The organism is Collimonas fungivorans, from assembly GCF_028292705.1.
GTDB lineage: Bacteria > Pseudomonadota > Gammaproteobacteria > Burkholderiales > Burkholderiaceae_D > Collimonas > Collimonas fungivorans_B.
Genome location: NZ_JAQGLV010000362.1, coordinates 1 through 5,392, shown reverse-complemented (window position 1 = coordinate 5,392; position 5,392 = coordinate 1). Strand labels below are relative to the sequence as shown.

General features: G+C 60.5%; 4 protein-coding genes and 1 pseudogene. 2 read left to right on the top strand and 3 right to left on the bottom strand.

The genetic code is table 11. The annotated features are described in order from the left end of the window. From wecB to JWQ61_RS20090, 3 genes are all read right to left on the bottom strand, one after another. Positions 1–1,031, bottom strand: a 1,031-nt coding sequence (gene wecB, locus JWQ61_RS20100) for a non-hydrolyzing UDP-N-acetylglucosamine 2-epimerase (protein WP_304362070.1), incomplete at its 3' end; no start/stop codon positions are given. Between the two features lie 362 nt (positions 1,032–1,393). Then, complete coding sequence (locus JWQ61_RS20095) at positions 1,394–2,671, bottom strand: cation:proton antiporter (RefSeq protein ID WP_304362069.1); 1,278 nt, start codon at positions 2,669–2,671, stop codon at positions 1,394–1,396. A gap of 86 nt (positions 2,672–2,757) precedes the next feature. Further along, a complete protein-coding gene (locus JWQ61_RS20090; protein WP_304362068.1) occupies positions 2,758–4,113 on the bottom strand; it encodes a galactosyl transferase GMA12/MNN10 family protein in 1,356 nt (451 codons plus the stop codon). 153 nt (positions 4,114–4,266) lie between these two features. Here JWQ61_RS20090 and JWQ61_RS20085 point away from each other — a divergent pair, with 153 nt between their 5' ends. After that, the gene (locus JWQ61_RS20085) at positions 4,267–4,908 is read left to right on the top strand and encodes a class I SAM-dependent methyltransferase (RefSeq protein WP_304362067.1); all 642 of its coding nucleotides are present in this window, start codon (positions 4,267–4,269) and stop codon (positions 4,906–4,908) included. A gap of 100 nt (positions 4,909–5,008) precedes the next feature. Further along, positions 5,009–5,392, top strand: a pseudogene (locus JWQ61_RS20080) (2-hydroxyacid dehydrogenase); the annotation flags it as partial.

Genomic DNA, 5,392 nt, shown 5'->3' with positions numbered 1-5,392 from the left:
GCGCGGCCGTCGCCATAAGGGTTGACGCGTTGCGTTGCCTGCTGCCAGAAGATGTCGTCGTCGCAGAGCCGCGTTACCGCGGCGACAATCCGCGCCGAATCGGTGCCGACCAGCTGCACCGTGCCGGCGCTCACCGCTTCCGGACGTTCGGTGACATTGCGCATCACCAGCACCGGTTTGCCCAGCGACGGCGCTTCTTCCTGCAAGCCGCCGGAGTCGGTCAGGATCACGTGCGAGCGCTGCATCAGGCGTACAAACAGCAGGTAGTCGAGCGGCTCGATCAGATGGATGTTCGGCAGGTGAGACAGGGCTGCCAGCACCGGTCCTTGCACGTTCGGATTCAGGTGCACCGGATAGACGATCTGCAGGTCGGAGCGGCGCGACAATGTCGCCAGTGCATCACAGATTTCGGCGAAACCGGAACCGAAATTCTCGCGCCGGTGGCCGGTCACCAGCAGCAGCTTCCGGCCTGGAATCAGGTAGGGGAAATGGGCATCGAGCTGGTTGCGCAGCTGTTCGTCGAAGGCGATGCGTTCGGTGGTCAGGCGCAGCGCATCGATCACCGTATTGCCGGTGATGACGATGCGGCCGGCCAGGTGTTCTGCCGCGAGGTTGTTCTTTGCTTGCGCGGTGGGGGCAAGCAGCAGGTCGCATACGATATCGACGTAGCGCCGGTTCATTTCTTCCGGCCAGGGCTGGCTCAGGTCGCCAGTGCGCAGGCCGGCTTCGACATGCGCCACCGGTATGCGGCGATGGAATGCCGTCAGCGCCGCCATCATGGCGGTGGTGGTGTCTCCATGCACCAGGATGCGGTCGGGTTTGCATGCTTCCAGCACCGGATCGAGCAGGCCGATCAGGCGTGCACTCAATCCGTTCAGGGTCTGGTCCGGCAGCATCACATCGAGGCTGTAATCGACCTTGATGGCGAACAGGTCGAGCACCTGCTGCAGCATTTGCCGATGCTGGCCGGTGACGCAGACCAGCGATTGCATTCCCGTTTCTCTGGACAGCGCTTTGACCACGGGGGCCATTTTTACGGCCTCCGGACGCGTACCGAAGATAGAGAGAACTTTCACTTTAAACACTCGTCTAGTCGAGTTGAAAAGCAGCCTCGCTGTCACTCGCGAGTGCAGTTTGTTGCCAATGCCTATCCGGCGGGAGCCCTGAGAAGGAAGGGAAGTGAGCCACCCTTGGCCAGCAGCGGGTGGCTGGGGGAGCTGTAGCAAGCACGGTATCCATGCTTGCCTGTTTTATGAATATATTTCCATGTGGAAATATATAGTCATTGTAGAGTTATATTGGTATTAATGTAAATATTATAATAAAAAGGGCTGTTGCTTATTTTTTTATTGTTAAGGAATGTTAAAAGTTATGAGGTTTGGGATGATGTCGTTTAAGTTGACATCTGGTCGGCGCTGTTCGCCTTGCGGCTGCCTGCAAGCACCTTGTCCTGGCGCCGCCAGAACCGCAGTAGCGGCACGGTCATCGCCGTCGTCACCAGCGCCATCAGCACCAGCATCGAATATACGGGCACCGACAGGATGCCCAGTTGCAGCCCTATCGTCAGCACGATCAATTCCATCAGGCCGCGGGTGTTCATCAGCGCGCCGATGATCCTGGCATCGCGGTGGGGGATGCCCGACCAGCGCGCACCCAGGTAGCTGCCGCCGAATTTCCCCAGGATCGCCGCCGCCAGGAACAGCAAGAACCATTGCCAGAAATCGGGCGACTGCACGCTGCCCAGCGAAACATGGATGCCGGCGTAGGCGAAAAAAACCGGCATCAGGACGAGTTCGACAAAACCTGTCACCTGGCGCCGCCAGGCTTGCGCCAGGTCGGCGTGGCCGCGCAGCACCAGGGCTGCCATCAGGGCGCCGAAGGCGCTGTGGAAGCCGATCGCCGCGGTTACCCATGAGGACAGGAGCACATAACAGGCTACGCATGCCAATATCCCGGCCGACGGCGCCGATGCTTCGGTCGTCTTGCCGCGGCTCAGCACGCTGCGCCAAAGCGGCTTGGCCAGTAACAGGGAAAAAGCCACAAACGCCGCCAGCAGGGCCAGGTCGTGCAGGGTGCGGCTGAATGAATACGTGCCGGCCGCGAAGGCGGCGATCACCGCCAGCAATAACCAGCCGAGTATGTCCGTGAGCGTCGCCGAGGCTAGCGCGACGGTCGCCGGATAAGAGTCGGCCATGCGCAAATCCATCACGATCCTGGCCATCACGGGCACTGCCGATATCGACAGCGCCAGGCCGCAAAACAGCACGTATCCGACGGCTTCGGCGTGAGGCGCGATCCATGGCCTGGAGACGACGCCGATGGCGCAGCCAAGCGCAAACGGGATCAGCATTCCCAGCAGGGCGACCAGCAACGGTGCGTTCGCCTGGCGTCGTCCCTGCAGGCTCTTCAGGTCAAGATGCAGCCCAAGCTGGAACATCAGCAGCACCAGGCCGAGTTCTCCCAGCTGCGACAGAGCCGAGGCCGGCATGCTGGCGCTGCCGAACAGGAAATCATAGGCATGGATATCGATTGCGCCGAGGACGGAGGGGCCAAGCAGCAGGCCGGCGGCAATTTCCCCGACCACCCGCGACTGGCCCAGCTTTTCCGCCGCGGTCCCGCAGATAAAGGCGGCAAGGATGATGACGCTGAGCTGTACGAGGAAGATTTGCATGCCGGTTCCAGAAAATGATTCGAAGGCAAACGCATGCGCCGCGCATGGCTTGCCGATATGAGGGAAAAATGCGCGCGGTGCAGCAGCTAGTTTCCGCGGTTCCTTTGCGACATGGCGTCGTCGTCCGCCATATACACCGAGCGGTACGGTTCACCCCAGCCGAAGTAGTGCGTCAGCAGGGTATCGCTGGTGCTGAACTGCGGCGGCGTATTGATGGCGAGGCAATCGACAATCGACTGCTCGTTAAGCTTGCCGGCCGCGCGCAATGCTTCGATGGTGTGGAACTGGTCGCCCTGGCTGCTGTAGACCGACGATTTGTCGTCGACCTGGCTGACGCATTGCCATATCTGTTCCAGCAGGGCGGCGTTCTCGGCCGTATTGCGGAACGCCATCACGCCGGAATTCAGTTCCCAGCCGCCGATGTCCTTGGCGAACAGCAGGTCGCGGTTTGCCAGCAGCGGTTCCATTTTTTTGGATGGATTGGTGAACAGGATGTCGGCGTCTATCCAGATCACCCAGTCGTGGTCCGCCAGGTGGCGCGCCAGCAGCCAGCTCTTGACCCAGGATCCGGATATGCTGCTGTCGAGCTGTTCCGGAATGGCGCGATACACATGGTAGGCGTAGCCGTGGCGGTCGCAATAGCGCTTTACGTTGTGCTCGGAGATGCGCGCATAGTCGGCGATGTGGTGGGTGTAGAGCGTCACCAGCGCGATTTTTCCTTGCGGATTGAAACTGGACAGTGGCTCGTCGGAAAGCGCCGGGTAGGCCGGCGTCTTCAGCAGCGGCAAGCCGTCGATCAAGGCGCCGTTGACTTGCCGCACCAGCAGGTTTTTCATGCGCAGGTCGAACAGGATGTCGTGGTCCGGTTCGCCCTCGGCCGAGGGCCAGGGACCGAGGTTGAGCATGAAGATGCGGGCGTCAAACCATTTCGAGATGTACCAGCTGACGTTGACGTAGCTGTCGCCGATCATGGCGTTGACTTCCAGCGCCGGGAATTGCTCCAGCAGGCTCAGTTCGCTTCTCCCTATTTCATCGCGGATCAGGGCTTTGTGCAGGATAAAAACGATGTCGTGCAGGATCTTGCGGTTTTCTGCGGTATTGCGCAGCGCCAGCATGTTGTTCATGACGACCCGCGGTTCGCCCGACGGGCTGCGGGTAGGGCCTTTGACCAGCAGCGCGTCGCGCCCGGCCAGCAGGGTTTCCATCGCCAGCGGATGGACGATGACGGCGTTGCAATCGAGCAGCAGGACCCAGTCGTTGTCGGCGGCTTGCCGCAATTCCTGCAGCAGCACGTGGTAGCGGTACGCTTGGCGCAGCATGGGATGGGCGATGTGCGCGGTTTCGACCCAGCGGTGGGGATAGCTGAACAGGCTGCAGTAATGCTGATGATTACGCAGAACCTGCGGGTCCAGCCGTTCAAACACGCTGATGCACAAAGCCATTTTTACCTCTCCCCTATAGCGCAGCTCCGGACAGGACGAGCATGCAACACGTATTTTGACATCCAAATTGCTTTTATCGCCATTGTTCAGTAAATTGCTCTCAGCCGGCAGCGCCTGTCGATAATAAAACAATGACGAAAGAAAGCGTGAACCATGAGCCAAGCGGAGCAGGTTTTTACCGAGATCTATCAAGGTAACAATTGGGGGAGCAGCGAATCGGTTTCGGGGCCTGGCTCCGAGCTGTACCGGACCCGGCACCTGCAGCGCGAGCTGCCGTACCTGCTGGATGAGTTCAACATCCGCTCGATGCTGGATTTGCCCTGCGGCGATTTCAACTGGATGCAGCATGTGGATCTCTCCAGGGTCGACTATATCGGCGCCGATATCGTGCCGCAGCTGGTTGAGCGCAACCGCGAGAAATTCGGCCAGGCCGGGCGCCAGTTCGTGCAGCTCGACCTGATCAATACGCCGCTGCCCCGGGCCGATGCGGTGTTTTGCCGGGACTGCCTGGTGCATTTGCCGCTGCAAGGGATTTTTTCCGCGCTGAAGAACATCTGCGACAGCGGCGCCCTTTACCTGCTCACTTCCAGTTATTCGTTCCGCGGCTTTGAAGCGAACGGTGAGATCGCCCTGGGTGAATGGCGCCGCCTGAACCTGGAGCTGGGGCCTTTCCATTTCCCTGCGCCTAGCCGCTACATCATCGAAGGCACCGACGAAAGCGAAGGACGCCTGTCGGACAAGGTGATCGGTGTCTGGCCCATCGACCAGATCAAGAAGCGGCTGGCGCTGATCTGAATTCCTGCCGGCCAAGCGGGAAATACGGTTTCGAGATTATCATGGTGGGCACTGCGCTACCGGCGCAGCTTGCCCACAACATTTCTTGCCCCGGCCGCCAATGCTTCCTACTCTCCTGATCCTCAATCCCTTGTCCGACCAAGGCCTGCAACGCATCGGCCAAGACTTCCAGATAGTCTATGCGCCCACTGCCGAGCAGCGCGGCGCCGCCATCGCCAACCATGCCGATGCCATACGGGCCGTGCTGACCATCGGTTCGATCGGCCTGCACGCCAATGAAATCGCGGCCTTGCCCAAGCTGGAACTGGTTTGCGCGCTGGGCGCCGGTTTCGAGAACATCGATGTCGCCGCTGCGCGTGAGCGCGGCATCACGGTATCCAACGGCGCCGGCACCAACGACGCCTGCGTCGCCGACCATGCCATGGGTTTGCTGCTGGCGACGGTGCGCGGCATTCCGCAGCTGGGAGTAGCCCTGCACCAGGGC